24 protein-coding genes are annotated in these 24,874 nt (G+C 68.4%); 16 read left to right on the top strand and 8 right to left on the bottom strand.

Going from position 1 to position 24,874, the window contains the following annotated elements; translation table 11 throughout:
• On the bottom strand, positions 1-1,536 hold the full coding sequence (locus AAFF27_02365; GenBank protein ID XAH24055.1) for a YifB family Mg chelatase-like AAA ATPase: 1,536 nt from the start codon (positions 1,534-1,536) through the stop codon (positions 1-3).
• 304 nt (positions 1,537-1,840) lie between these two features.
• Between AAFF27_02365 and AAFF27_02370 the strand changes: the two genes are divergently transcribed.
• From AAFF27_02370 to glcF, 7 genes are all read left to right on the top strand, one after another.
• Entirely contained in the window at positions 1,841-2,575 is a 735-nt protein-coding gene (locus AAFF27_02370; GenBank protein XAH24056.1) for a TorF family putative porin, read from the top strand.
• Between the two features lie 58 nt (positions 2,576-2,633).
• Positions 2,634-2,972: a P-II family nitrogen regulator gene (gene glnK, locus AAFF27_02375; GenBank protein ID XAH24057.1), complete on the top strand. Its 339-nt coding sequence runs from the start codon at positions 2,634-2,636 to the stop codon at positions 2,970-2,972.
• A 28-nt stretch (positions 2,973-3,000) separates the two neighbouring features.
• Entirely contained in the window at positions 3,001-4,410 is a 1,410-nt protein-coding gene (amt, locus tag AAFF27_02380; GenBank protein XAH24058.1) for an ammonium transporter, read from the top strand.
• Between the two features lie 210 nt (positions 4,411-4,620).
• Positions 4,621-5,550 carry an SMP-30/gluconolactonase/LRE family protein gene (locus AAFF27_02385; protein ID XAH24059.1) on the top strand — a complete coding sequence of 310 codons (930 nt, stop codon included), beginning with the start codon at positions 4,621-4,623 and terminating at the stop codon, positions 5,548-5,550.
• A gap of 75 nt (positions 5,551-5,625) precedes the next feature.
• Positions 5,626-6,777 (top strand): glycolate oxidase subunit GlcE, encoded by a 1,152-nt coding sequence (gene glcE / locus AAFF27_02390; GenBank protein XAH24060.1) that lies wholly within the window; start codon positions 5,626-5,628, stop codon positions 6,775-6,777.
• A gap of 6 nt (positions 6,778-6,783) precedes the next feature.
• Positions 6,784-7,599: a YoaK family protein gene (locus AAFF27_02395; GenBank protein XAH24061.1), complete on the top strand. Its 816-nt coding sequence runs from the start codon at positions 6,784-6,786 to the stop codon at positions 7,597-7,599.
• A 10-nt stretch (positions 7,600-7,609) separates the two neighbouring features.
• Positions 7,610-8,842, top strand: a complete 1,233-nt coding sequence (glcF, locus tag AAFF27_02400) for a glycolate oxidase subunit GlcF (protein ID XAH24062.1) — start codon at positions 7,610-7,612, stop codon at positions 8,840-8,842.
• A gap of 126 nt (positions 8,843-8,968) precedes the next feature.
• Here the strand turns inward: glcF and AAFF27_02405 are convergent, their stop codons facing one another.
• Positions 8,969-10,819, bottom strand: coding sequence for a potassium transporter Kup (locus AAFF27_02405; protein ID XAH26365.1), 1,851 nt, complete (start codon positions 10,817-10,819; stop codon positions 8,969-8,971).
• Positions 10,820-11,057: 238 nt separating this feature from the next.
• On the opposite strand from AAFF27_02405, the gene AAFF27_02410 reads away from it, so the two are divergent.
• The 4 genes from AAFF27_02410 to AAFF27_02425 all read left to right on the top strand — a co-directional run bounded on the left by AAFF27_02410 (position 11,058) and on the right by AAFF27_02425 (position 13,618).
• Positions 11,058-11,861: a ProQ/FINO family protein gene (locus AAFF27_02410; GenBank protein XAH24063.1), complete on the top strand. Its 804-nt coding sequence runs from the start codon at positions 11,058-11,060 to the stop codon at positions 11,859-11,861.
• Positions 11,862-11,950: 89 nt separating this feature from the next.
• Positions 11,951-12,349 carry a VOC family protein gene (locus AAFF27_02415; GenBank protein XAH24064.1) on the top strand — a complete coding sequence of 133 codons (399 nt, stop codon included), beginning with the start codon at positions 11,951-11,953 and terminating at the stop codon, positions 12,347-12,349.
• Positions 12,350-12,363: 14 nt separating this feature from the next.
• A complete protein-coding gene (locus AAFF27_02420; protein ID XAH24065.1) occupies positions 12,364-12,816 on the top strand; it encodes an EVE domain-containing protein in 453 nt (150 codons plus the stop codon).
• 79 nt (positions 12,817-12,895) lie between these two features.
• Positions 12,896-13,618, top strand: a complete 723-nt coding sequence (locus AAFF27_02425) for a YafY family protein (GenBank protein XAH26366.1) — start codon at positions 12,896-12,898, stop codon at positions 13,616-13,618.
• A 51-nt stretch (positions 13,619-13,669) separates the two neighbouring features.
• Here the strand turns inward: AAFF27_02425 and AAFF27_02430 are convergent, their stop codons facing one another.
• The 3 genes from AAFF27_02430 to AAFF27_02440 all read right to left on the bottom strand — a co-directional run bounded on the left by AAFF27_02430 (position 13,670) and on the right by AAFF27_02440 (position 16,161).
• Complete coding sequence (locus AAFF27_02430) at positions 13,670-14,269, bottom strand: 3'-5' exonuclease (GenBank protein XAH24066.1); 600 nt, start codon at positions 14,267-14,269, stop codon at positions 13,670-13,672.
• 33 nt (positions 14,270-14,302) lie between these two features.
• Entirely contained in the window at positions 14,303-15,538 is a 1,236-nt protein-coding gene (locus AAFF27_02435) for an acyl-CoA dehydrogenase family protein (GenBank protein XAH24067.1), read from the bottom strand.
• A gap of 137 nt (positions 15,539-15,675) precedes the next feature.
• Complete coding sequence (locus AAFF27_02440) at positions 15,676-16,161, bottom strand: glutathione peroxidase (protein XAH24068.1); 486 nt, start codon at positions 16,159-16,161, stop codon at positions 15,676-15,678.
• Positions 16,162-16,307: 146 nt separating this feature from the next.
• Here AAFF27_02440 and AAFF27_02445 point away from each other — a divergent pair, with 146 nt between their 5' ends.
• From AAFF27_02445 to AAFF27_02460, 4 genes are read left to right on the top strand one after another with little or no spacing between them, the layout of a single operon-like run.
• Positions 16,308-17,354, top strand: a complete 1,047-nt coding sequence (locus AAFF27_02445) for an ABC transporter substrate-binding protein (GenBank protein ID XAH24069.1) — start codon at positions 16,308-16,310, stop codon at positions 17,352-17,354.
• Between the two features lies 1 nt (position 17,355).
• Complete coding sequence (locus AAFF27_02450; GenBank protein ID XAH24070.1) at positions 17,356-18,270, top strand: ABC transporter ATP-binding protein; 915 nt, start codon at positions 17,356-17,358, stop codon at positions 18,268-18,270.
• The gene (locus AAFF27_02455) at positions 18,267-19,097 is read left to right on the top strand and encodes an ABC transporter permease (protein XAH24071.1); all 831 of its coding nucleotides are present in this window, start codon (positions 18,267-18,269) and stop codon (positions 19,095-19,097) included. Before AAFF27_02450 ends, AAFF27_02455 begins: the two co-directional genes overlap by 4 nt.
• The gene (locus AAFF27_02460) at positions 19,087-19,959 is read left to right on the top strand and encodes a transporter substrate-binding domain-containing protein (GenBank protein XAH24072.1); all 873 of its coding nucleotides are present in this window, start codon (positions 19,087-19,089) and stop codon (positions 19,957-19,959) included. The genes AAFF27_02455 and AAFF27_02460 overlap by 11 nt, the downstream gene beginning before the upstream one ends.
• Here the strand turns inward: AAFF27_02460 and AAFF27_02465 are convergent.
• Positions 19,925-20,818, bottom strand: coding sequence for a DMT family transporter (locus AAFF27_02465; GenBank protein ID XAH24073.1), 894 nt, complete (start codon positions 20,816-20,818; stop codon positions 19,925-19,927). The genes AAFF27_02460 and AAFF27_02465 overlap by 35 nt on opposite strands.
• 164 nt (positions 20,819-20,982) lie before the next feature.
• Positions 20,983-22,287, bottom strand: a complete 1,305-nt coding sequence (gene lplT / locus AAFF27_02470) for a lysophospholipid transporter LplT (protein XAH24074.1) — start codon at positions 22,285-22,287, stop codon at positions 20,983-20,985.
• 186 nt (positions 22,288-22,473) lie between these two features.
• On the opposite strand from lplT, the gene alr reads away from it, so the two are divergent.
• The gene (gene alr, locus AAFF27_02475; protein XAH24075.1) at positions 22,474-23,568 is read left to right on the top strand and encodes an alanine racemase; all 1,095 of its coding nucleotides are present in this window, start codon (positions 22,474-22,476) and stop codon (positions 23,566-23,568) included.
• 3 nt (positions 23,569-23,571) lie between these two features.
• On the opposite strand, the gene AAFF27_02480 is transcribed toward alr, so the two are convergent.
• Positions 23,572-24,777 (bottom strand): Fic family protein, encoded by a 1,206-nt coding sequence (locus tag AAFF27_02480; GenBank protein XAH24076.1) that lies wholly within the window; start codon positions 24,775-24,777, stop codon positions 23,572-23,574.
• Between the last annotated feature and the right edge of the window lie 97 nt (positions 24,778-24,874).

A 24,874-nucleotide genomic window follows, 5' to 3' on the forward strand; every position in this document is an offset into this window, starting at 1 on the left:
TCAGTGGGCGTGCAGCGCGCGCCGGTACTGCATGGCCTCGGCCACATGCGCGGCCTGCACCGTATCGGCGGCGGCCAGGTCCGCAATGGTGCGCGCCACCTTCAGCGTGCGGTGCGTGCTGCGCGCCGACCAGCCCAGCCGCGCGGCGGCCTTCTGCAGGAACTGGCGCGCGCCCTCGTCCGGTGCGGCGTGGGTGTCGATCGCCTGGCCTTGCAGCGCCTGGTTGGGCATGCCCTGGCGCACCACGGCGCGCTCGCGTGCGGCAGCGGCACGCGAACGCACCGCTTCGGTGGCCTCGGCGGCACCGGCTTGCAGTAGCTGTTCCGGTGGCAGCGCGGGCACTTCCACATGCAGGTCGATGCGGTCCAGCAGTGGGCCGGACAGCCGCCCCTGGTAGCGCGCCACCTGCTCGGGCGAGCAGCGGCAGCCCCGCAGCGGCGAACCCAGGTAGCCGCAAGGGCAGGGATTCATCGCCGCGATCAGCTGGAAGCGCGCCGGGAATTCAGCCCGCCGCGCGGCCCGTGCGATGGTGATCTGGCCGGTCTCCAGCGGCTCGCGCAGCGCCTCCAGTGCAGCGCGTGGGAATTCCGGCAGCTCATCCAAAAACAGCACGCCATGGTGGGCCAGCGATATCTCGCCCGGCCTTGGGGGTGAACCGCCACCTACCAGCGCCACCGCGCTGGCAGAGTGGTGCGGGCTGCCCGTAGGCCGGCGGCCCCAGTGCTCGGGCAGGAAGCGGCCGGCCAGGCTGGCGATGGCCGCGCTCTCCAGCGATTCATCCAATGTCATGGCCGGCAGCAGGCCAGCAAAGCGCTGCGCCAGCATGGACTTGCCCGAGCCCGGCGGCCCGACCATCAGCAGGCTGTGCTGGCCGGCCGCGGCGATCTCCAGTGCGCGGCGGGCGCCGGCCTGGCCCTTGACGTCGGCCAGGTCGGGGTAGGGCGCGCCTTCTGGCACCGGCGCTGGCTGCACGCGGGCCCAGCCGTCGGATGCTGCGGGGGCATCGGCCGGCGGCGCGGGCTGAAAGCGCTGCACCACGTCGAGCAGGTGGCGCGCACCATAGACCTCGCGGCCAGGCACCAGCGCGGCTTCTTCTGCGCTCTCAAAGGGCAGCACCAGCCGCGGCGCCACGTTGGCGCTGCGCCGCGTGGCCAATGCCATGGCCAGCGCGCCGCGCACCGGGCGCAGCTCGCCCGACAGCGACAGCTCGCCGGCAAACTCCCAGCCCGCCAGCTTTGCGGCGTCCACTTGCCCACTGGCGGCCAGGATGCCCAGCGCAATCGGCAGGTCGAAGCGGCCCGAATCCTTGGGCAGGTCGGCCGGCGCCAGGTTGACCGTGATGCGCTTGTTGTGCGGGAACTCCAGCCCGGCGTTCTGCAGCGCGCTGCGCACCCGCTCGCGCGCCTCCTTGACCTCGACATCGGCGAGCCCCACCAGGGTGAAGCTTGGCAGGCCGTTGGCCAGATGCACCTCGACCGTCACGGGCGTGGCATCTAGACCTTGCAGTGCGCGGCTCTGGACGGTGGCAATTGCCATGGCGGGCTCCCCCCATTGTTGTAACAACAGCCGCATTGTGCGTTGGCGGCCCGCCTCTTGAATCAGCGGCGCTTATGCCCGACTATGGGGCGTTGATGAGGGCGGGTGGCACGAAATGCGTGCATGTGCCGTGCGCGCAAAGCTGTTGCGCACACGGTGCGTGCCATTTGGGTGCGTTTTTGGAATTTCCCCTGCGGGCTAGGGGCGGCCTTGGTGCCAAGTCTGGCGGTTGGCACGGTTCGTGCACCCGGTGCTGTGGCAATTTGTCACGCCCCCTAACCTTTTCTTTTGGAGAAGAAGAGTCATGAAGAAGAAAACCCTGTTGGCCATCGCTGCGGCCGCTGCTGCCGTCGCCTTCCCTCTGGCTGCCAGCGCACAGTTGACGGCTAATGTCAGTTTCACCAGCAACTACAAGTTCCGTGGCCAGGACCAGGACGCAAGCCGCACCAAGGGGCTCAAGCCCGCGCTGCAAGGGGGCTTTGACTATGCCTTCGGCGAAACCGGCTTCTACGTCGGCAACTGGAACTCCAGCGTCGACTGGCTCCCCGGCAACAGCCTGGAAAGCGATTTCTACGGCGGCTACAAGTTCAAGCTCAGCGATTTCGACCTCGACGTCGGCGCCCTGACCTATGTCTATTCCGGCAATGCCAACGGCAACACCACCGAGCTCTACGGCTCGGCCGGCTGGGGCCCGCTGGTGCTGAAGTACTCGCACACGGTCTCCAAGGACTACTTCGGTTGGGCCGGCAATCGCGCGGGCTCGGGCCTGAAGGGCACCAACACCGGCTACCTGAACCTGGCTTACTCGCAGGAAATCATCCCCAAGGTAACCCTCAAGGGCGCCATCGGTTACACCCGCTTCGCCAGCGACATCAAGGACCTGGGCGTGCCCAACTACGTCGACTACAGCGTGGGCGCTGCCTACGACTTCGGCGATGGCCTGTCGCTCAGCGGCTCGGTGGTGGGCGCGAACAAGAAGGACTTCTTCGGCTTCGTCAACAAGAACCGCTTCGTCGTCGCCCTGACCAAGACCATGTAACCCGCTTGGTGCGCTGTTGTGGCGTGCCAGGTTTTCCGACAACCCAGAGGAAATGCAAATGAAACTGGTGACAGCGATCATCAAGCCTTTCAAGCTCGACGAGGTGCGCGAGGCACTCTCCGCCATCGGCGTGCAGGGCATCACCGTGACCGAAGTCAAGGGCTTCGGCCGGCAGAAGGGCCACACCGAGCTTTATCGCGGCGCGGAGTACGTCGTCGATTTCCTGCCCAAGGTCAAGATCGAGGCCGCGGTCTCGGAAGACCTGGTGGAGCGCGTCATCGAAGCGGTTGAGGGCGCAGCCCGCACCGGCAAGATCGGCGACGGCAAGATTTTTGTGTACGAGCTGGAGCAAGTGGTGCGCATCCGCACCGGCGAAACCGGCCGCGAGGCACTGTGAACCTGTATTGGACGAAAGAAGCACAGACATGAAAAAACTGCTTGCCTCCCTATTGCTGGGCGTCAGCTTGATTGCCGGCGGCTCGATGGCCGTCGCGCAGACGCCGACGCCCGAAGCGGCACCGGCTGCCGTCACAGCGCCGGCCGCCGAGGCGCCCGCTGCTGCAGCTCCGGCTGCGGCAGCCGCCACGGCTGAAGCCCCGGCCGCCGCGCCAGTGCCCAAGCTCGACTCCGGCGACACCGCCTGGATGCTGACCTCCACCCTGCTGGTCATCTTGATGACCATCCCTGGCCTGGCACTGTTCTATGGCGGCCTGGCCCGCTCCAAGAACATGCTGTCGGTGCTGATGCAGGTGTTCGTGATCTTCGCGGTGATCTCCATCCTGTGGGCCATCTACGGCTACAGCCTGGCGTTCGCGGGCGAGGGCTCGTTCTTCGGCGGCTTCGACAAGATCTTCCTGAAGGGCATCGCCCCCGACACGCTCTCTGGTGCGCTGCCGACGATTCCCGAGTACGTCTTCGTGGCGTTCCAGGGGACCTTCGCTGCCATCACCGTGGCGCTGATCGTTGGCTCTTACGCCGAGCGCATCAAGTTCTCTGCCGTGCTGCTGTTCTCGGTGCTCTGGTTCACCTTCAGCTACGTGCCAATCGCCCACATCGTGTGGGGCGGCGGCCTGCTGGGCAAGGACGGCGCGCTGGACTTCGCCGGCGGCACCGTGGTGCACATCAACGCCGGTGTTGCCGGCCTGGTGGGTGCCTACATGCTGGGCAAGCGCCTGGGCTTCGGCAAGGAAGCCTTCACGCCGCATTCGCTGACGCTGACCATGGTCGGTGCCTCGCTGCTGTGGGTGGGCTGGTTCGGCTTCAACGCCGGCTCGGCTGGTGCTGCCAACGGCGTGGCCGGCCTGGCCTTCGTCAACACCGTGCTGGCCACGGCTGCTGCGACGCTGTCCTGGATCGTGGGTGAAGCACTGCACCGCGGCAAGGCCTCCATGCTGGGCGCTGCGTCCGGCGCGGTGGCAGGCCTGGTGGCGGTTACGCCTGCAGCCGGCTTTGTCGGCCCGATGGGCTCGATCGTGCTGGGCCTGATCGCCGGCATCGTCTGCCTGTGGGGTGTGAGCGGCCTGAAGAAGCTGCTGGGTGCGGACGACGCGTTTGACGTGTTCGGCGTGCACGGCGTGGGCGGCATCATCGGCGCCATCCTGACCGGCGTCTTTGCAGCCCCAAGCCTGGGCGGTACCCAGCCGGCTGACTTCGCCATGGGCCACCAGGTCTATGTGCAGGTCAAGAGCGTGCTGCTGACCGTCGTCTGGTCGGGTGTCGTGTCCTTCATCGCCTACAAGATCGTCGACCTGGTTGTCGGTCTGCGTGTCTCGGAAGAATCTGAGCGCGAAGGTCTGGACATCACCTCCCACGGCGAAACCGCTTACAACCGTTAATGGACAGCATGCTGGCACGGCCCTTGCGGTAGTGTCAGCGCTGCAATTCTTTTTGTAGCGAGAGTCTCCTTTGGATGTTGGGCCCGCAGCAATGCGGGCCCTTTTTTTTGTGCGGACGGAACTGGGTGCAGTGCAGCGCCCAGGCTGACCGGAAACGGTGCATGCCTGCGACACTCCAGGGCATCGCAGCCTTGCAAGACACCAAGCACCATGTCCTGGACCCCCTTCACCGACCATGCCAGCCTGCTGGGCGAGTCACCGTTCTGGCACCCGACCGAGCGCACGCTGTACTGGGTCGATATCCCGGGCCGCAGCATCCTGCGGGCCGCCGCCGATGCGTCTGCAGTGCAGAGCTGGGCCTTGCCCAGCGAGCCCGGCTGCATTGCGCCGGTGCGTGGAGGCGGCTTGGTCGTGGCGCTGCGCGACGGCATCTACCGCGCCCGCAACTGGGGCGCTGCGCTGGAGCCGCTGGTGCGCTTCCAGCACGACGTGCGCACCACGCGCTTCAACGACGGCAAGTGCGACGCGCTGGGCCGGCTCTGGGCCGGCACCATCTACGAGCCGCGCGACCAGCGCCGCGCCGAGCTGTATTGCATCGACATGCGCAGCGGCAAGCCGCAGGTCACGCTGATGGCCCACAACGCCACCACCGCCAATGGCGTGGCCTGGTCGCCTGACCAGCGCACCGCCTGGTGGGCCGATACGCCGCGCCACCTGATCCATACCTGGGACTACGAAGCGGGCGAGGCCGGCCCGCCAGTGCTGCGCCGCCACCGCGTGTTCCACCAGTTCGCGCCCAAGCCTGCGGGCTGGCAGCCGGGCGATGGCGGCTACCAGGGCCGGCCCGATGGCGCCGCCGTTGATGCGCAAGGCCACTACCTCTGCGCCATGTTCGAGGGCGGCCAACTGCTGCGCCTGGCGCCCGACGGTGGCGTGGCCGAAGCGCTGCCGCTGCCCGTGGCCTGCCCGACCATGCCCTGTTTTGGCGGCGACGATCTGCGCACGCTCTTTGTCACCACCGCGCGCCAGGGTCGCCCCGAGGCTGAGCTGGCGCGCACGCCGCTGGCGGGCCGGGTGCTGAGCCGGCGTGTCGACGTGCCGGGGCTGCCGGTGAATTTCTTCGATCCCGGGCCGGGCTGAATTTCCGCCAGCGGCACCAAAAAATTCAGGTGCCGCAGTGCGCAGGCGCGCCGTGTGCCGGCTTACCATGGCCCGATGGAGACAGCCCTTCGCACCATCGTTGACCGCGTTCGCGCCGCTGCGGCCGATGCCACGCCGCTTTACCTGCGTGGCGGCGGCACCAAGGATTTCTATGGCGAGCCGCCGCGCGGCGCGCTGCTGGACCTGCGCCCGCTCGCCGGCATCCTGGACTACGAGCCGAGCGAACTGGTCGTTACCGCGCGCGCTGGCACGCCGCTGGCTGAACTGGAAGCCGAGCTGGCCGCGCGCGGCCAGTGCCTGCCCTTTGAGCCGCCGCATTTCGGCAGCGGCCGCGCCACCGTCGGCGGCATGGTGGCGGCGGGCTTGTCTGGCCCGGCGCGTGCCAGCGTGGGCGCGGTGCGCGACTACGTGCTGGGCGCGCACCTGGTCAACGGCCGGGGTGAGCTGCTGCAGTTCGGCGGCCAGGTCATGAAGAACGTGGCGGGCTACGACGTCTCGCGGCTGCTGGCCGGCTCGCTTGGCGTACTGGGCGTGATCGCCCAGGTCAGCCTGAAAGTGCTGCCCGTGTCGCCGGCACAGGCCACCTTGCGCTTTGCCTGCACCCAGGCCGAGGCGCTGGCCTGGCTCAACGCCTGGGGCGGCCAGCCGCTGCCACTGAACGCCAGTTGCTGGCTGCAGCAAGACCCGGCCGATACCGCCAGCGGCGTGCTCTACCTGCGCCTGCGCGGCGCCGTCGCTGCGGTGCAAGCCGCTTGCGCCCGGCTGGGCGGTGAGCACGTCGATGCCGCCGAAGCCGACCGCGCCCGCATCGCCGCCGACTGGGCCGCTTGCCGCGACCAGCGCCTGCCCTGGTTCGCGCAAAGGCCGGCCGGCCACGACCTGTGGCGCGTATCCGTGCCGCAGACCGCGCCGGTGCTGCCGCTGGATGTGGCGCGCTTTGGCCTGCCGCTGGTCGAATGGCATGGCGGCCAGCGCTGGTACCAGCTGGCTGCGGACGACGATGCGGCCCCGGCCGTGCTGCGCGCGGCGGCGCAGAGCGTGGGTGGGGGTGCTTCACTTTTTATAGCTAGTAGCCCAGGCAGGTCCTGGGCTTGCGGTCGATTTGATGCATTAACGCCCGCGCTGGACGGCATCCACCGCCGGCTCAAGGCCGCGTTCGACCCGGCGGGCATCTTCAATCCCGGTCGCCTCTACCCCGGTTTGTGAGCCGCCGTGCGCCGCCTGTTCCACATCGCCGACCGCCACCGCACGCCGTCCACCACGCGGCTGCTGGGCTTCTTCCTGGCCTTCAACGCGGGCGCGGTGAATGCGGGCGGCGTGCTGGTGGTGCACATGTACACCTCGCACATGACCGGCTTTGCCTCGCAGGTGGCCGACAGCATGGTGCTGGGCAACGGCACCCTGCTGCTCAACGCGCTGGGCGCGCTGCTGGCCTTCTTGTGCGGCGCGGCGACCACGGCCATCTTCGTCAACTGGGCGCGCCAGCACCGGCTGCGCAGCATCTACGCGCTGCCCTTGCTGCTGGAGGCCGGCCTGCTGCTGCCCTTTGGCCTGATGGGCGCGATCACGCTGAGCTGGCGCACACCGTTTGCCGTGCCGCTCACGGTGCTGCTGCTGTCCTTCATCATGGGCCTGCAGAACGCGCTGGGCACCAAGGCTTCTGCCGGCAGCGTGCGCAGCACGCACATGACCGGCAACGTGACCGATCTGGGCATAGAGCTGGGCAAGCTGTTCTACCGCAACCGCCAGGGCCTGCCGCCGGATGCCCATGTGCGTGCCAACCGCGCCCGCATGCGCCTGCACGGCGGCCTGCTGGCCGCCTTTGTCGCGGGCGGGCTGTTTGGCGCGGCGGGCTTCAAGTACGTGGGCTTTCTGTGGGTCGTTCCGCTGGCCGGGCTGTTGCTGGCCCTGGCGCTGCCGCCCTTCCTGTTCGACCTGCGGCGGCGCTCGCATTTGCGCATGCTGATGCTGGGCATGCAAGCCCGCTGGCGTGCGCGCCTGGCCGCCGCCCGCGGCAAAGAAAAATAGAGACCACCCGATGCAAACCACACTCGCCCCCGAGTACCGCGACACCGCCGACGGCCAAGAGGCCGAAGCCATCCTGCGCAAGTGCGTGCACTGCGGCTTCTGCACCGCCACCTGCCCGACCTACCAACTGCTGGGCGACGAGCTGGATGGCCCGCGCGGCCGCATCTACCTGATCAAGCAGGTGCTGGAAGGCCAGGAGCCGACCCGCAAGACACAAACCCACCTGGACCGCTGCCTGACCTGCCGCAACTGCGAAAGCACTTGCCCGAGCGGCGTGCAGTACGGCCACCTGGTGGACATCGGCCGCAAGCTGGTCGATGCCAAGGTGGAGCGCCCGGCGGGTGAGCGCGCCCTGCGCTGGACGCTCAAAGAGGGGCTGACTTCACCGCTGTTTGCCCCGGCCATGAAGGCGGGCCAGATGGTGCGCGGCCTGCTGCCCGAGAAGCTGCGCGCCAAGGTGCCCGCAGCGCAATCGGCGGGCGCCTGGCCCACGGCCACCCGCGAGCGCAAGGTGCTGCTGCTGCAAGGCTGCGTGCAGCCGGCCATGCTGCCCAACATCAACGCCGCCACCGCGCGCGTGCTGGACGCCTGTGGCATCCAGACTGTGGTGGCGCCGCAGGCGCGCTGCTGCGGCGCGGTCAAGTTCCACCTCAACGACCAGGACGGCGGCCGCGAGCAGATGCGCGCCAGCATCGACGCCTGGTGGCCATCGGTGGAGAGTGGCGAGGTCGAGGCCATCGTCATGAACGCCTCGGGCTGCGGCGTCACCGTCAAGGACTACGGCCATTTGCTGAAGGACGACCCGGCCTATGCCGACAAGGCCACCTGCATCAGCGCCCTGACCCGCGACCTGGGCGAACTGCTGCCGGCACTGCTGCCCCGGCTACAGGAGCAGATCACGCCGCAGGCCACGCGCGAGGTGCTGGCCTTCCACCCGCCCTGCACGCTGCAACACGGCCAGCAGTTGCGCGGCGGCATCGAGTCGCAACTGCGCGCGCTGGGCTTTGATGTGCAGCTGGCGCCCGAGGAATCGCACCTGTGCTGCGGCTCGGCCGGCACCTATTCGGTATTGCAGCCAGAGCTGGCCTACCCGCTGCGCGACCGCAAGCTGGGCCACCTCGGCCAGTTGCAGCCCACGGCCATCCTGTCGGCCAATGTGGGTTGCATCACCCACCTGCAAAGCGGCACCGATACGCCCGTAAAACACTGGGTGGAAGTAGTAGACGCGGCACTGCAACGCTGAACCACAAAGAATCAGAAGGCCGCGGAGCAGGCCATGCCAAAACATCCGCGGAACCGGCTTTGCCGGGCCGCTGGATGTGCCCCCTGCAAGGGGGTTGGCGAAGACGCGAAGCGCGTAGCCTGGGGGTTAGCCAGATCGTCTTCCAATCTCGATCAGCCCATTGGCAGGCAGGTGGAAATAGTCCGAGGCGCGGCCCGCGTTGCGCTGCAGCGATGCAAACACCGCGCTGCGCAGGCGGCCCAGGCCGCGCACCTTGCGGCCGCTGCTGACCGAGGTGCGCGACACGAAGTACGAGGTCGCCATGGCCTCGATCGGCAGCCCCTTCTGGTAGGCCAGTTGGCGGATCAGCTCGGGCACGTTGGGCGGCTCCATGAAACCGTGCTGCGCGTCCACGCGCCAGAAGCCCGCGCCCATTTCCTGCACCTGCAGCCGCCGCGCCACGTCTACGCGCGGCACCGGCAGCGTGTGCACGGCCAGCACCACCACCCGCTCGTGCAGCACCTGGTTGTGCTTGAGGTTGTGCAGCAGCGCGTAGGGCACGCTGTGCGTGTCTGCGGCCAGGAACACGGCGGTGCGGTGCACCCGGTGCGGCATGTCGGCGGCGAGCGACGCGATGAAGGGCTCCAGCGGCAGGCGCTCGTCCTCGGCCGCCTTGGCGCTGAGCTGGCGGCCGCGGTACCAGGTGGTGAAGATGAACATCACGCTGCCGGCCACGGCCAGCGTGACCCAGCCGCCGTCGACGATCTTCAGGCTGTTGGCCACGATGAAGGTCAGGTCCACCAGCGCGAACAGCGCCGTGCCCAGCAGCACCGCCACCGCGTTCCAGCGCCACAGCCGCAGCGCGACGATGCCGGCCAACAGCGTGGTGGTCAGCATGGTCACCGACACCGCAATGCCGTAGGCGGCCGACAGCCCGCTGGAGCTGCGAAATACCAGCACCAGCAACAGCACGCCGGCCATCAGCAGCCAGTTCACCGTGGGCAGGTAGATCTGCCCGATCGCCTGGCCCGAGGTCTGCACCACGCGCATGCGCGGCAGGTAGCCCATGTGCATGGCATGCGCCGTCATCGAGAACGCGCCCGAGATCACCGCCTGCGAGGCGATCACCGTTGCCGCAGCGGCGAGCACCACCATCGGCACCGTGGCCCAGCCCGGAAACAGGCGGAAGAAGGGGTTGTCGATGGCGCTGGGGTCGGCCAGCACCAGCGCGCCCTGCCCAAAGTAGTTGAGCACCAGCGCCGGCAGCGCAATGAACAGCCAGGCCATGCGGATCGGCTTTGCGCCAAAGTGGCCCATGTCGGCATACAGCGCTTCGCCGCCGGTAAAGGCCAGGAACACCGCCCCCAGCACGGCCAACGACTGCGCGCTGTGCGTGCTGAAAAAGCCCAGCGCCCAGCGCGGGTCGAGTGCGGCCAGCACCTCGGGGTTGCCGGCCACGTGCACCACGCCCGAGCCCGCCAGCACGCCAAACCAGAGCAGCATCACCGGCCCGAACACGCGCCCCACCGAGGCCGTGCCACGGCGCTGCACCAGGAACAGCCCGACCAGCACCACCACCGTGATCGGCACGATGTAGGGCTTGAACACCGGCGTGGCGATCTCCAGCCCCTCTGCCGCCGACAGCACCGAGATCGCCGGGGTGATCAGGCTGTCGCCATAGAACATGGCGGCGCCGACCAGGCCCAGGCCGCCCACCAGCTTGATCAGCCAGCGCTGCTTGCCGCTGCGCGCCACCGCCTCGCGCGCCAGGCCCTGCAGCGCCAGGATGCCGCCTTCGCCGTCCTGGTCGGCGCGCAGCACGAACACCACGTATTTGAGCGTCACCACCAGCAACAGGCCCCAGACCACCAGGGACAGCAGCCCCAGCACCGCGGCCCGGTCCAGCGGCACGCCATGGGCCGGGTTCAGGCACTCTTTGAAGGCATACAGCGGCGAGGTGCCGATGTCGCCAAACACCACGCCCAGCGCGGCCACCATCATTCCCACGCCGGCCGCAGGAACGCGCGAGTGAGGGGCATCCGGGTTGGCCTGGATCGACGTGTTCATGCGGCTCCCTCGTGGTGTGAAGAGGCAGCTTACTCCAGGCCCTGGCGGGCGACGTGTGCTCTGTTACTTCGCGTTGCGGGCCGGCCGCAGCGTGGCTGATTTGGAGGCGTTCGCCAGCACTGGCATGATCGAGGGTTCGACTCCCGACCATCTCCAAGTCCTCCAAGCCATGACCGACACCGTGTCCGCAGACGCCGAGCAAGCCGCGACCCCGCTGCAGGCCCATCCTGAGCCTGTTTCCCAGGCCAGCGAAGCAGCAGCCCCATCCGGCGCGGCACCCAGGGCGCCGCGTGCGCCCAAACCCCGGGGCGGCCGCCGCACGCCGCAGCCAGCCGCCCAGCTCGGCGCCGGCCGCGCGCCGCGCCGTGTGCACCCGGTGCTGGAGCAACTGGCCGCGCTCTACCCCGGCCTGTTCGGCGAGCAGTTCCAGCCGCTCAAGCGTGGCGTGTTCCAGGACCTGCAAGAGGCCCACCCGGGCGTTTTCGAGCGCGAAGCGCTGAAGGTAGCCCTGGGCCTGCACACCCGCTCCGCCCCGTATTTGCAGGTGGTGGCCGCGGGCCAGAAGCGGCGCAACCTCCAAGGCGAGGCCGTGGAAGACCTGGCGCCCGAGCATGTGCACCACGCGCTGTCCGAGCTCTGGCGCCGCCGCGAGCAGCGCACGCCCGAGGCCGAAAAGCCCGCGCTGCGCGACCACTGGCGCAGCCGCATCGCGCGTGCCTTCGAGGCCAGCGGCCTGTCGCGTGCCGACTACGCCGAGCTGGTGCGCACCCGCGACGAAGCCGCCACCGCGCTGCTCGACGAAGCCCTGGCCGAGGCCGCCGGCCGCGCCGCCAAGGACGAAGCCCTGCTGCGCGCCTTCGACGCCAGCGGCGCCACGGTCGAGGCCTTTGCCGACATGTACGGGCTGGACCCGCGCACGGCCGGGCAGACCTTGGAGCGCGCACGCAAGCTGCGCGGCCCGCGCGAGGGCTGATCCCGATCAGCCTCTCCTGACACCACGCTGTCAGGACACCTCTCGCACCATGGCGGTCCTTGCAACTTCCACCCTTCGTGGGGAATGCCATGACCGCCACTACTACCTCTGCTGCTGTCAACGCCATCAGCTGGTTCGAGATCCCCTGCACTGACCTGGACCGGGGCCAGGCTTTCTACGAGAAAGTGCTGGGCCGCCCCATGCAGCGGGTGGATTTTGGTGGCGACCCCATGGCCGTGTTTGCCTATGACCGACCGGCCACCGGCGGTTGCCTGGCGGCGGGGCCGCAGCGCCGCAGCACCGATGCCGCCGGCGTGCGCATCTACCTCGACTGCGCGCCCAGCCTGGGGGCCGCGCTGGCGCGCGTGGCGCCGGCCGGCGGCGAGGTGGTCGACGACTGCACCGCGCTGCCGCAGGACATGGGCTACATCGCCCATATCCGCGACCTGGACGGCAACCTGGTCGGCCTGCACACGTTGGCCCGTTGAGAGGGGCGCGCACCATGCCTGCCCCGCACAACTGGATTGCCGTGGCCAGCGCCGAGCACGCGCGGCGCGGCCGCGCCCACGCGCCCGTCGGCTTCATGCAGCTGTGCCACGGCCGGCATGCGCCGCTGCAGCGCCTGCAGCCGGGCGACCGGCTGGCCTACTACGCACCGGCCACCACCACGCGCGGCGCCGACCGGCTGCAGAGCTTTGTCTCCATTGGCGTGGTGCAGCCGGGCGAGCCCTATGCCTTCGACATGGGCGCGGGTTTTGCCGCCTGGCGCCGCGACATTGCCTATCTGCCAGCGCGCGAGGCACCGATCGCGCCGCTGCTGGACCACTTCGCCTTTGTCACCGACCGCCAGCACTGGGGCGCGCCGTTCCGCTTTGGCCTGTTTTCCATCGGCGACACCGACATGCGCCTGGTCGCCGAGGCGATGGAGGCGGATCTTGCTGTGCTACATCTTTAATAGCTTCATGTCGCCGCCTGATGTGGACTTCAGGCCTTATTTGCCCGCAGAATCCAACCGCGATACCACCGCCCTCCCCATGCGCCGCGCCGACCGCCTGTTCCACATCGTCCAACTCATCCGTGGCCGCCGGCTGACCACGGCTGCCTTTCTGGCGCAGCGGCTGGAGGTGTCCGAGCGCACCGTCTACCGCGACGTGGCCGACCTGCAGCGCCAGGGCGTGCCGATCGACGGCGAGGCCGGTGTGGGCTACCGGCTGGGCGCGGGCTTTGATTTGCCGCCGCTCATGTTCACGCACGAAGAGGCGCAGGCGCTGGTGGCGGCCGCGCGCATTGCCCAGCCCAGCCTGGACCCGGCGCTGGCCGCTGCGGTGGATGCGGCGCTGGGCAAGATTTTGTCGGTGCTGCCCACCAGCGCGCGCGCCGCCGCCGAAGGCCTGGCGCTGTTCGCCCCGGGCCTGCGCCCGCCGCCGGCGGTGCTGCAGCAACTGCAACTGCTGCGCGAGGCGGTGCGCGACCGCGCGCGGCTGCAGCTGTCCTACCGCGACGAGGCCGGCCGCGCCACCGAGCGCACCGTGCGCCCGCTCGGCTGCTTCTTCTGGGGCCAGGTCTGGACCCTGGCCAGCTGGTGCGAGGTGCGGGAGGACTTCCGCACCTTTCGCGTTGATCGCGTCATCACCGCCCAGCGCTGCGCGCAGGGCTTTCGCGACGAGCCGGGCAAGACGCTGGCCGACCTGTTCCGCCGCACCGAAGAAGAGATGCGCGCGCGCCGGGCCGCACCCGGCACCACGTCTTGCTCCTGAATATGTAGCTATAAGCCCAGGCTGTACCTGGGCTAGAGGTCTATTTGGCCATTATTTTTGGAAATCCAGCGCCTCGAACACCCGCATCGCCGCATAGGCGTCGTTGGCGGCGTAGGTGATCTGCGATTCGGTCAGGCGCGGGTTGGCCCAGTTGGTGGTCGCCACCTTCTTGGACTTGATGAAGCGCTGGCCAAACAGGATGGCGATGGCCGCCTTCACGCCCACCTCCTTGCGCCAGCCGCGCTCGCGGAACACGTTGTCCAGGTCCAGCACCGCCTGCGGCTCCACGCCCAGCCGGCCGCGCAATTGGCGCAAGTCGCCCGACAGGCCAAAGCCCACCTTGCGCACCGCGGGCGACTCCAGCAGCGCCGCGGCCACGCGCAGGCATTCCGCATCGCGCAGCTGAAACACCCAGGCCGTGCTGGCGGTAGAGAACTGCGCCACATGCGGGCCGTCAGAGACCTCGCCGCGCGCAAAGGTGGGTTTGGATTCGGTATCAAAGCCCAGCGCGGCCACGCCTTGCAGCGCGGCCTCTGCCGCCCGCGCCTCGTCGGCCGTGGCCACGAGCCGGATGGCGTCCAGGCCCAGGCGGGGGAATTCAGGCAGGGTGGCGATGGTGTCCCGGTCGGGGACGAGCTGGCGGTCGGTCATGGCGGGCACGGTAGCACGTGCCCGCCTGGGTCCTCAGTGCTTTGTCGCCAGCGCCGCGCGCTTGGCAAGCTCCAGCTTGGCAATCGCATTGCGGTGCACCTCGTCCGGGCCGTCCACGATGCGCACGGTGCGCTGGTGGGCATAGGCCTCGGCCAGCCAGAAGTCCTGGCTGACGCCGCCGCCGCCGTGCGCCTGGATCGCCCAGTCCACGATCTTGCAGGACACGTTGGGCGCGACCACCTTGATCATGGCGATCTCGGCGCGCGCTTCCTTGTTGCCCGCGGTGTCCATCTTGTGCGCGGCGTTGAACACCAGCAGGCGCGCCTGGTCGATCATGCAGCGCGACTCGGCGATGCGCTCGTGCCAGATCGATTGCTCGGACAGCGGCTTGCCAAAGGCAACGCGGCTGCGCAGGCGGTCCACCATCAGCTCCAACGCGCGCTCGGCCGCGCCGATGGAGCGCATGCAGTGGTGGATGCGCCCGGGCCCAAGGCGGCCCTGGGCGATCTCGAAGCCGCGGCCTTCGCCCAGCAGGATGTTGGACACCGGCACGCGCACGTTCTCCAGCAGGATCTCCATGTGGCCGTGCGGTGCGTCGTCATAGCCAAACACGCTGATCGGGCGCAGCACGGTCACGCCGGGCGTGTCGCGCGGCACCAGCACCATGGACTGCTGCTGGTGCTTGGGCGCCTCGGTATCGGTCTTGCCCATGACGATGAAGATCTTGCAGTGCGGCACGCCAGCGCCCGACGAGAACCACTTGCGCCCGTTGATCACGTACTCGTCGCCTTCGCGGCGGATGGTGCACTGGATGTTGGTGGCGTCGGATGAGGCCACGGCCGGCTCCGTCATCAGGAAGGCCGAGCGGATCTCGCCGGCCAGCAGTGGGTCGAGCCACTGCTTTTTATGCGCGTCGCTGCCGTAGCGCTCTATGGTTTCCATGTTGCCGGTGTCGGGCGCGGAGCAGTTGAACACCTCGCTCGACCAGGTGACGCGGCCCATGATCTCGCACAGCGGCGCGTAGTCCAGGTTGGAGATGCCGGGCACGCCCTTGTACTCGTGCGGCAAGAACATGTTCCACAGGCCGGCCTTGCGCGCGATGGGCTTCAGCTCTTCCACCACCGGCACATGGCGCCAGGGATTGCCTTCACTGCGCAGGGTGGCCAGCTCGCGCGCATAGCGCTCTTCATTCGGGTAGATGTGCTCGTCGAAGAAGGCCTGCAGGCGCTGCAGCAGGTCGCGGGTCTTGGCGGAATGGTCTCCCAGCATGGAGTGCTCCTGATGTTGGATGAATGGGCGCAGCAGGGACTGCGAACGCACGCATTGCACCATTGGCGATGGGTTCCCCGAAGTCTCAGAAGCGACTGGGAGCGCTGCCCGCAGTCGCCTGGGCGACCGGCGCGGCCTCAGGCCTTCAGCGCGGCCTCGATGTCTGCCTTGAGGCTCTCGGGCTTGTCCATGGAGCCGTAGCGCTTGATCACCCGGCCGTCGCGGCCGATCAGGAACTTGGTGAAGTTCCACTTGATGCCCTGGCTGCCAAGCACGCCGGGCGCTTCCTTCTTGAGCCACTGGAACAGCGGGTGCGCCTGCTCGCCGTTGACGTCGATTTTGGACATCATGGGAAAGTCCACGCCGTAGTTCTTCTGGCAGAAGGCGCCGATCTCGGCGTCGCTGCCCGGGTCCTGGCTGCCGAACTGGTTGCACGGAAAACCCAGCACCGCCAGCCCCTGGCCGGCATAGGTTTGGTGCAGTTCCTGCAGCCCGGCGAACTGCGGCGTGAAGCCGCAGGCGCTGGCGGTGTTCACCACCAGCAGCACGCTGCCGGCGTACTGGCTGAGCGGCACGGGCGTGCCGTCGATGGCCTGGGCTTGGAAATCAGACAGCGTGGGCATGGCGTCTTTCTGGTGGTTAGGCGTTTTGCATGCTATCCCAATCACTTGCGCATATGCACGGCTGAAATTCTTCGTGGCCGTAGCGGGCAGGGCTTTCTAGAGTACGGGCCGACCTCTCTGCGCCACTGCGGCACCCAAGGATTCATATGCAACAGACCGTGCTCCGCTCTTCCTCGTTCCTGCCGCGCCGCGCGGCGCTGCGTACCCTGGCCGCGCTGGCCGTGGGCGGCACCGGGTTGGTGGGCTGCTCGCGCCAGGATGCGGCCGGCGGCGCGCCGGCCGTGGTCAAGCAGGTGGGCGACAAGGTCAGCTTCAAGTACCCGGACAACCCATCCTTCGACCTGGTCTACCTGGCCGACCAACTCGGCTACTTCGAGGGCACCAACACCCGCCCCAACTACATCGGCAAGATCGCCGCGCCGCAGATCATTCCGCTGGTGGGCACCGGCGAGATCGACTTCGGCAGCCGCATGGTGCCGCTGGTGATCTCGGCCATTGCCAGCGGGGCCGACCTGAAGGTGGTGGCTGCCGGCGGCAAGACGCTGCAAGAGGCGCCGCACATGAAGTACTTCGTGCGCAAGGATTCGGGCATACGCGCGCCCAAGGACCTCGAAGGCAAGACCGTAGGCTTCAACAGCTTTGGCGCCTGCGCCGAGTTCGTCACCAAGAAGTACCTGCGCCAACACGGCGTGGACGTGAACAAGATCAACTTCGTGGTGGTGCCCGACGAGCAGGCCGAGCAGACCCTGGTCACCGGCAATACCGACCTGGCCATCATCCACGCGCCGTTCTCGGGCCGGGCCGACCATGCAGAGCCGCTGCTGCGCCTATGGAGCGACTACGACCTCGATGGCGGCCTGGGTGGCATGGCGCCTTACAGCGCGCATGGCAAGTTCATCCGTGAGCATCCAGAGGCCGTGCGCGACGTGGTCACCGCGCTGGCCAAGGCCGCCAATTGGGTCAATGCCAACCCCGAGGAGGCGCGCAAGCTGGTGTCCAAGCGCATCAACATGACCCTGGAGAACGTAGACCGCTACGCCTATGTAGACGACCTGGTGGTGACCGAGGCGCCGATCCAGTACTACATCGACATCCTGCAGTCAGAAGGCAAGCTCGCGAGTGGCAAGGTGACGGTGCAGGACATTTATACCAACGCCTTTAACCCCTTCGCGCAAGCGCCCGCAAAGGGCTGACATGGGTATCAAGATCGCAGCGCGCGGCGTGCGCATGGACTACGCGGCACGCGGCTCGGGCGAGCCGGTGCGTGTGCTGGAGGGCTTTGACCTGGATGTGCGCGAGGGCGAATTCATCTCGGTGCTGGGCCCCTCGGGCTGCGGCAAGTCGACTTTCCTGAGCATCCTGGCCGGGCTCACGCAGCGCACCGGCGGCAGCATCGCCATCGATGGTCGCGCGCTGGCCGGCATCAACCGCGACCAGGGCGTGGTGTTCCAGGGCTATGCGCTGTTTCCGTGGCGCAGCGTGCTGGACAACATCGCCGTGGGGCTGGAGATCCGCGGCATGGGCAAAGGGCCACGGCGGCGCATTGCGCAGGAATACCTGGAGCTGGTCGGCCTGCAGGGCTTTGGCGACAACTACCCGCATGAGCTGTCTGGCGGCATGAAGCAGCGCGTGGCCATCGCGCGCTCGCTGGCCTACCGGCCCGACGTGCTGCTGATGGACGAGCCCTTTGCTGCGCTGGACGCGCAAACGCGCGAGATCCTGCAGGGCGAACTGCTGCGCATCTGGGGGCACTACAAGAAGACCATCGTCTTCATCACGCACAGCCTGGACGAGGCGGTCTACCTGTCGGACCGGGTGGCGGTGATGACGCAGCGCCCCGGCCGCGTCAAGGCCATCATCGACATCCCGCTGGCCCGGCCGCGCTCGGCCGAGCTGCGCAATGCGCCGGAGTTTTTCGCGCTGCGCCAGTGCGCCTGGGAGGTGCTGAAGGATGAGGTGCAGTTTGGCCCGGTGCCGGTGCGCCCGCTGGGCGCCACCGCCAACCCGGCCGAGCGTGACGAGCTGCCGGCCGCGTCGGTGCACGAGATACCCGTGTCTTCACAGGCGCGGCCACTGGCGGGACATGTGCCACGCGAGGTGTTGCAATGAGCATTGCTGAATCGCTGCCGGTGGCGGTGCCTTCTGACCGATCAGTGCTGCGGGTGATACGTCTGGTGGGCCGTATCGTTGAACGCGGCCTGGGCTTGCTGCTATTGCTGGCCTTGTGGGAGGCCTTGCCGCGCAGCGGCATCGTGAGCCAGGCCTATCTCAGCCCGCCCTCGGCCGTGCTGGCCGCGATTGCGCAGTTGGTGGATAACGGCCAGCTTTGGAAGCACATCACGGCCAGCCTGCAGCGCTCGCTGTGGGGCTTGTTGCTGGCCATTGGCGCGGGCGTGGTGCTGGGCTTGGCCATGGGCGGCTTTCGGCGGCTGGAGGCCATCGTCGACCCGGTGCTGCAGCTGTTTCGCCAGACCTCGGCCTTTGCGCTGTTCCCGGTGTTTATCTTGTTCCTGGGCATTGGTGAGACGTCCAAGGTGGCGATCATCTTCTGGGCCTCGTTCTGGCCGGTGCTGCTCAACACCATCGGCGGGGTGAAGCAGGTGGACCGGCTGCTGGTGAATTCGGCGCTGTCCATGGGGGCGTCGCGCGGCTTTGTGTTCTTCAAGGTGGTGCTGCCGGCGGCGCTGCCGTCCGTCTTTACCGGTGTGCGACTGGCGGGCGCCTACTGCATCACCGCGCTGGTGGCGGCAGAGATGATTGGTGCGCATTCGGGGCTGGGCTTTCTCACGCTCAATTCGCAGGAGACCTTCCAGATCCCCACCATGTACGCCGGCATCCTGATGCTGGCCACGCTGGGGCTGCTGCTCAATTACCTGCTCGCGCTGCTGGAGCGGCATTTGCTGCGCTGGCGCAAGGGGCTGAGCCTTGAGGACTGAAGCCAGACGTTGGGTACTGGGCGCGCTGGTGATGGCCGCTGCCATCGCTGCCATTGCGGCCGTGCCCTCCAGTGCCTGGCAGGCGCCGTCCCTGGCATCGCTGCCGCTGGGGCCGGCGCTGGCGCAGGCCCGCGCGCGCGGCAGCCTGGTGGTGGGCGTGCGCGCCTACCCGCGTCCGGCGCCCCCGGGCGCGCCGACACCGGCTGAGCCCGATCCGCTGGATGCCGCCCTGGCCCGCGACTTGGCCGAGGCGCTGGGCCTGCCCGTGCGCCTGTTGCCGGTGGACGCCGGCAGTGAAGACGAGGTACTGCGCAGCGGCGGTATCGACCTGCTGGCCGCTGGCGCGCGCGATGCCGCACCCACGGCACCGCCGCCCGGTGTCGCCCAGCCCGCGGGCAGCTACGGCGCGGGGGACGGCCGCCTGATTGCGCTGCGCCGTGGCGCGGTGCAGACCGGGCTGGACCTGCGCGGCCGCGCCGTGTGCGTGGCGCGCGGCAGCGGCTATGCGGGCGCGCTGCGGCATGGCTATGGCGCGCGGGTGCAGCCCTATCCGTCGGCGGTGCATGCGGTGTCGGCCTTCATGGCCGGCGAATGCGCGGCCCTGGCCGAGGACACGGACGTGCTGGCGCGGCTGCAGCAGCAGCCTGAATGGCGCTTTTACGCGCTGCTGCCCGAGCCGCCGCTGCAGGCCCAGCCAGCATCCATCCGGCTGGCGGCGGGCGATGCCGCCTCGCGCGACTGGCTGGCCGCCGCACTGCGCCAGTGGCGCGCCGACGGCACGCTGGCCCGCGCCCAGGCGGCGCGCGTGGGCAACCTGAGCCTGGAGGTCACGATGCTGAAGGACGGCCTGATCTGCCACTGACCAGTGCGGCCCAGGCCGCAGCCGCCATCACCATGGCGCCGCCGATTAAGGTACGCGGCGCCAGTTGCGCCGCGCCCAGGGCCACGGACGAGAGGCTGGCAAACACCACCTCCGACAGCATGATGAGTGCCGTGCCATTGGCGCTCAGCCGCGCCGCGCCGTACTGCAGCCCGGCGTTGCCGGCCAGAAAGGCCAGCGCCAGCAACAGCGCGGTCAGCACCCAGTCCATGGCCGGCAGTGGCGGCGCCGCGATGTGGCCCAGCAGCACGCCCCCGCCCGCCACCAGCGCGGCGGTGAGCAGGCCGCCGCCAAACATGGCGACCATGCGGCTTTCATCCGGCGCATCGCGCAGGCGCCGCAGCTGGATGTTGGTAAAGGAAAAGCTCAGGCCGCCGATCAGCCCCAGCCAGTCGGCCAGGCTCTCAGGCAAGGGCCAGGGCGTGCCGGGCGTGCGCAGCACCACCACCACGCCGGCCACGGCCAGCGCCATGCGGGCCAGCGCCGCGGGCCGGGGCCGCTCGCCCAGCAGCAGCCAGGCCAGCAGCACGGTCCACACCGGCATCAGGTAGAACAGCAGCACCACCCGCACCACATCGCCGCGCGTCACGCCCCAGTTGAAGCACAGGTTGGTCACGCCCGCCGCGAGCGCCAGCAGCCACAGCCCACGGTGCGTGGCCAGCGCCCGCAGCGCACGCGGCCGCCAGGCCAGCAAACAGACCAGCGCCAGCGCATAAATAGCGGCGGTGGCCCACAGCGGATGCAGCCCAAACCCCTCCAGCCGCCGAAACGGCCACCAGGACACGCCCCAGACAAAGGCGTTGAGCATCAGCGCAAGAGCAGCAAGAACAGAAGACGGCATGGAAGGAGGGAAAGAAGGAGTGCGCCCCCCCGACGGCCTCAAGGGCGTAGCCAACGGCCGCAGGGCAAGGCGCGGGTGGCTGCGCACCGGAGCGTACTGAAGGTACGTGAGGATGCGCAGACAGGCCCCGCAACGCCGCCCTGCGGCCGTTGGGTAGCCAGGAACTAATGGTGGTCGTCGTGGCGGGCTATGGCTAGCAGGTGCTCGACCTCATCCTTGTGCACCCGCATATTGCGCTGGTGCCACAGCTGGATCAGCCACATCACCACCGCCACGATCAGCCCAAAGCCGGTGATCGCGCCAAAGGAAGAGACGCCAAACTTGGTGGACAGGCTGTAGAGCGCGCCCAGCCCGAGGATGCAGGCCTGCTCGTTGAAGTTCTGTACCGCGATGGAGCGGCCCGCGCCCATCAGGTTGTGGCCGCGGTGCTGCAGCAGCGCATTCATAGGCACCACCAGGAAGCCGCCGATGCCGCCCAGCAGGATCAGGAAGGGCGCTGCCACCCAGACATTGGTGATGAAGTTCATGCCTATCACCAGCAGGCCCATGCAGATGCCCAGCGGGATCACGCGCGTGGCCACGTCCAGGCGCATGCGCATGGAGGCCAGCACCGCCCCCACGGCCGTGCCGATGGCCACCACGCCCACCAGTGAAGACGCCTGCGTGGTGCCATAGCCCAGCGCCGCAGCGCTCCAGGCCAGCACGATGTAGCGCAGGTTGCCCGAGACACCCCAGAACAGCGTGGTGGTAGACAGCGATATCTGCCCCAGCTTGTCGCGCCACAGGCGGGAATTGCAGCTCCAGAAGTCCGGCAGCAGCTCCAGCGCGTTGCGCGCGACGCTGCGCGACGGGTCTTTGCGCAGGGGGCGCATCTCGACGCCGGTGTGCGGTATGCGGGTGTTGAACCAGGCCGCCAGCATGTAGACAAAGATCAGCACCAGGATGGCGGCCTCGGCCGGGGTGTCCACGCCGGTGTCGATGATGGGGAAGTCGATCGACAGCAGCATGCCGGAGAGATGCCGGCCCACCAGTTGCCCGCCCACCAGCACGCCCAGAATGATGGAGCCAATCGTCAGGCCCTCGATCCAGCCGTTGGCCTTGACCAGTTGCGAGGCCGGCAGCAGCTCGGTCAGGATGCCGTACTTGGCTGGCGAATACGCCGCCGCGCCCAGGCCGACGATGGCGTAGGCCATCAGCGGATGGGCGCCGAACAGCATCATCAGGCAGCCCACCACCTTGATCGCATTGCTGAAGAACATCACCTTGCCCTTGGGCAGGGCGTCGGCAAAGGCGCCCACGAAGGGCGCCAGCACCACGTAGAAGAGTGCAAACATCGGCACCAGGGCCGCGCGCTGCCATTCGGGGGCGCCGCCGTAGCGCAACAACTCCACCGCCGCCACAAAAAGCGCGTTGTCGGCCAGTGACGAAAAGAACTGGGCCGACATGATCGTGTAGAAACCGCGCTTCATTCGATAGCTGACTGGCCGGCCTGTACGCCGGCGAAGAGGGGTGGATGTGCGGGCTGTCTCTTGTGGGGAGGTCGGGTTATAGCACGCAGCCCAGGCCCTGAAAGCCGATATCCGGGCTGCCCGGGCAGCCTTGTGCGGCGGGGACGCTGCCAGAATGACAGCCCCCTGTTCCCACCACCGTGCCGCATGCCCCGCCCGATCCTTGCCACCGTCCACACCGAGGCCCTGCGCCACAACCTTGAGCGCGTGCGCCGGGCCGCGACCGACGCGCGTGTCTGGGCGGTCGTCAAGGCCAATGCCTATGGCCATGGCATAGAGCGGGTCTTCGAGGGCCTGCGTGCGGCCGACGGCTTTGCCATGCTGGACCTGGCCGAGGCCGAGCGGGTGCGCGCGCAGGGCTGGCGCGGGCCCATCCTGCTGCTGGAGGGCGTGTTCGAGCCACGCGATCTGGAGCTGTGCTCGCGCCTGGGCCTGTGGCACACGGTGCACTGCGACGAGCAGATCGACATGCTGGCTGCGCACAAAACCCAGCAACCGCACCGCATCTTCCTCAAGATGAACTCCGGCATGAACCGGCTCGGCTTTGCGCCGCAGCGCCTGCGCACCGCCTGGGCACGCCTGGGTGCGCTGCCGCAGGTGGACGAGATCTCGTTCATGACCCATTTCAGCGACGCTGACGGCGCGCGCGGCATCGATCACCAGCTAGCCACCTTCCAGGCCACCACCGCCGATCTGCCCGGCGAGCGCAGCCTGTGCAACAGCGCCGCGCTGCTGCGCCACGCCAGCCAGCCCCAGGTGCGCGGCGACTGGGTGCGCCCGGGCATTGCGCTGTACGGCAGCGCGCCGGACTTCCCCGCGCACGACGCGGCGCACTGGGAGCTGCAGCCCACCATGACGCTGTCCACCCGCCTGATCGGTGTGCAACAGCTAGAGGCCGGCGCCAGCGTGGGCTATGGCTCGCGCTTTGCGGCCGAAGCCCCCATGCGCGTGGGCGTGGCCGCCTGCGGCTATGCCGACGGCTACCCGCGCCTGTGCGATACCGGCACGCCGGTGCTGGTGAACGGCGTGCGCACCCGGCTGCTGGGCCGGGTCAGCATGGATATGGTGGGCATCGACCTGAGCCCCGTACCCGACGCCGGCTTTGGCGCCGAGGTCACCCTCTGGGGCCGCGCCGCCAATGGCGCGGTGCTGCCGATTGATGAGGTAGCGCAGGCGGCGGGGACTTTGGGCTATGAGCTGATGTGTGGCGTGGCGCAGCGGGTGGCTTTTGCCGTGGATTGATCGCTACAGGACGCCGGGGTCGGCCTCGGCCTCCGGCCACAGCTTGGGAAAGTAGAAGCGCAGCGCATGCAGGGGCAGCCCGAAGCGAAGCTTGCCCTGCGGTGTATCTGACTTCAGCAAACCCCGCTTGAGCAGGGCCGACAGCGCCGAGCCCGCCGTGCGCTCGCCCAGCCCGGTCATGGCCTTGAATTCCCCGCGCTCAAGTTCGCCGCCGCTCAAAAACAGGTAGTGCAGCGGTCGCAGCGATTCCCGGCGCACGCCGGAGCGCAGGCTGCTTTCCTCGAAGGCCAGGCAGGCGGCGATCCGGCCTTCCATGGTCGATACATCAAGCAGGCCGGCCATGAAAGTGACCTGGTCCAGGCAGATGTCCAGCACATAGTCGATCCATGCGACCAGCGCCTGCTCGCTCAGATTGCCACGGCCGTCCAGGTCGCCGCGCCGGGGTGCATCCGCTTCTGCCAGCAGCGCGTAGTAGCGATCCGTGGAGCGTGCGAAGCCGCGCAGCGGCGACCATAAGCCGCGTGTGTAGCCCAGGGCGTGCAGCAGCGCGTGGGTGTGCAGGCGCATCACGCGCCCATTGCCGTCTAGAAATGGGTGGATCCAGCCGAGCCGCTGGTGCGCAGCAGCCAAGGCGACCAGCGATGCCTCGCCCCGGCGCACCTTGCCGTAGACGTCCGCCCAGCGCGACAGAAAGTGGCCCAGGCTGTCATGGGTGGGCGCCACATGCTGGCCCACCTGGACATCGCGCTGGCGCAGCGCACCGGGGACGATGGGTTCACCTTCAGGGGTCACCAGATCCTGCGCCGGCAGCCGGGAGAAAAGGCTGCGGTGCAGGTCGCACACGGCGGCCGGCTGGTAGAGCAGGCCTACACCGGCGTCGCCGATGTAGCGGGCTTCGACATCGGCTTCTGCTTCGATATGCGCCACCGCCATGCGCTGCCGGGCGGCCAGTTCCTGGTTGTCCGAGAAGTCCTGGCGCAGCGCCTGTTCGATCTCATAGGGCCGGGTGTGCTGGCCCTCGATGCGGTTGGTGTAGTAGGAGTTCATCCCCCGCAACAACCCACGTAGTTCATGGGCGGCAGGCAGGTTGCCCAACTGCATGGCCGCGCGCGCCAGGTCATGCGCCTTGGCCAGCAGATCCTGCTGCCTGGCCTCGGACGGCAGAAGCGGCTCGAACTGGTGGGGGGAGTTATAGAGAGGGCTTGCCATTGCCAACATCATGAGGCGTGCAAGCTATTGATGTAAATGGGGATTTAATCAAATACGCCACATTTTTTGCCAACTTTTTTGCGCACTTGCCACGGAT

Origin of the sequence: Xylophilus sp. GW821-FHT01B05 (assembly GCA_038961845.1) — a bacterium.
GTDB lineage: Bacteria > Pseudomonadota > Gammaproteobacteria > Burkholderiales > Burkholderiaceae_C > Xylophilus.

Coding starts and splice junctions, on each gene's coding strand:
- AAFF27_02365 (XAH24055.1), bottom strand. CDS start 1,536: ATGGCAATTGCCACCGTCCAGAGCCGCGCACTGCAAGGTCTAGATGCC.
- AAFF27_02370 (XAH24056.1), top strand. CDS start 1,841: ATGAAGAAGAAAACCCTGTTGGCCATCGCTGCGGCCGCTGCTGCCGTC.
- glnK (XAH24057.1), top strand. CDS start 2,634: ATGAAACTGGTGACAGCGATCATCAAGCCTTTCAAGCTCGACGAGGTG.
- amt (XAH24058.1), top strand. CDS start 3,001: ATGAAAAAACTGCTTGCCTCCCTATTGCTGGGCGTCAGCTTGATTGCC.
- AAFF27_02385 (XAH24059.1), top strand. CDS start 4,621: ATGTCCTGGACCCCCTTCACCGACCATGCCAGCCTGCTGGGCGAGTCA.
- glcE (XAH24060.1), top strand. CDS start 5,626: ATGGAGACAGCCCTTCGCACCATCGTTGACCGCGTTCGCGCCGCTGCG.
- glcF (XAH24062.1), top strand. CDS start 7,610: ATGCAAACCACACTCGCCCCCGAGTACCGCGACACCGCCGACGGCCAA.
- AAFF27_02405 (XAH26365.1), bottom strand. CDS start 10,819: ATGGTGGCCGCGCTGGGCGTGGTGTTTGGCGACATCGGCACCTCGCCG.
- AAFF27_02410 (XAH24063.1), top strand. CDS start 11,058: ATGACCGACACCGTGTCCGCAGACGCCGAGCAAGCCGCGACCCCGCTG.
- AAFF27_02415 (XAH24064.1), top strand. CDS start 11,951: ATGACCGCCACTACTACCTCTGCTGCTGTCAACGCCATCAGCTGGTTC.
- AAFF27_02420 (XAH24065.1), top strand. CDS start 12,364: ATGCCTGCCCCGCACAACTGGATTGCCGTGGCCAGCGCCGAGCACGCG.
- AAFF27_02425 (XAH26366.1), top strand. CDS start 12,896: ATGCGCCGCGCCGACCGCCTGTTCCACATCGTCCAACTCATCCGTGGC.
- AAFF27_02430 (XAH24066.1), bottom strand. CDS start 14,269: ATGACCGACCGCCAGCTCGTCCCCGACCGGGACACCATCGCCACCCTG.
- AAFF27_02435 (XAH24067.1), bottom strand. CDS start 15,538: ATGCTGGGAGACCATTCCGCCAAGACCCGCGACCTGCTGCAGCGCCTG.
- AAFF27_02440 (XAH24068.1), bottom strand. CDS start 16,161: ATGCCCACGCTGTCTGATTTCCAAGCCCAGGCCATCGACGGCACGCCC.
- AAFF27_02445 (XAH24069.1), top strand. CDS start 16,308: ATGCAACAGACCGTGCTCCGCTCTTCCTCGTTCCTGCCGCGCCGCGCG.
- AAFF27_02450 (XAH24070.1), top strand. CDS start 17,356: ATGGGTATCAAGATCGCAGCGCGCGGCGTGCGCATGGACTACGCGGCA.
- AAFF27_02455 (XAH24071.1), top strand. CDS start 18,267: ATGAGCATTGCTGAATCGCTGCCGGTGGCGGTGCCTTCTGACCGATCA.
- AAFF27_02465 (XAH24073.1), bottom strand. CDS start 20,818: ATGCCGTCTTCTGTTCTTGCTGCTCTTGCGCTGATGCTCAACGCCTTT.
- lplT (XAH24074.1), bottom strand. CDS start 22,287: ATGAAGCGCGGTTTCTACACGATCATGTCGGCCCAGTTCTTTTCGTCA.
- alr (XAH24075.1), top strand. CDS start 22,474: ATGCCCCGCCCGATCCTTGCCACCGTCCACACCGAGGCCCTGCGCCAC.
- AAFF27_02480 (XAH24076.1), bottom strand. CDS start 24,777: ATGGCAAGCCCTCTCTATAACTCCCCCCACCAGTTCGAGCCGCTTCTG.